Below are 642 nucleotides of genomic sequence, written 5' to 3'. Positions count from 1 at the left end.
CGGCGCAGAGCGACAGCCTACCTCTGACTGCCGCCAATCTTTGCAACAGAGCCATTTATCGCCCGAGTATCGTGATGCAGGCGACCGCCTCCTCGATCCCGAAAAGGCCGCCGCCATTCTCGGCGAGCGCCACCCGCGCGCCACCGACCTGTCGCTTGCCAGCCTGGCCGCGCAGTTGAAGAACGAGCTCGTGCAATTGGCCGAGCCCGGTCGCAGCGATCGGATGGCCCTTCGATTCGAGACCTCCCGATGGATTGACCGGGATCCTGCCACCGATCGCCGTATCCCCGCGCTCGGCAAGCGCTCCACCTTCGCCAAATGCGCAGAAGCCGAGATTCTCCGTCTGGATAACCTCGCCGACGGCGGTCGCATCATGCACTTCGGCGACGCTCACATCATTTGGCCCGAGACCCGCCTCTCCATAAGCGCGCTGCGCCGCCAGGGCGGTGAGATGCTTATCCGACGCCAAGGGATCGCGCGTGCTTCCTGTCTGGATCACCGATGCCAGCACGCGAATGCCGCGATCCTCAACGATACCCAGGCGCCTCAGCCCTTGCCTGGACGCAACGATCACCGCAGCGGCGCCATCGGAAATCGGCGAACACATGGGAAGAGTGAGCGGGTAGGTGATCGGGGCGGCGG

General features: G+C 64.8%; 1 protein-coding gene. It reads right to left on the bottom strand.

Annotated elements, in window-relative coordinates; translation table 11 throughout:
- Positions 1-55: 55 nt before the first annotated feature.
- The coding region (locus tag ACFC3J_RS22860) for a thiolase family protein (protein WP_375198196.1) at positions 56-642 on the bottom strand (587 nt) is incomplete at its 5' end.

Source organism: Sphingobium sp., assembly GCF_041987595.1.
Taxonomy (GTDB): Bacteria; Pseudomonadota; Alphaproteobacteria; order Sphingomonadales; family Sphingomonadaceae; genus Sphingobium.
The sequence above is the reverse complement of the archived record's forward strand: the minus strand, read 5'-3'. Positions and strand labels throughout refer to the sequence as shown.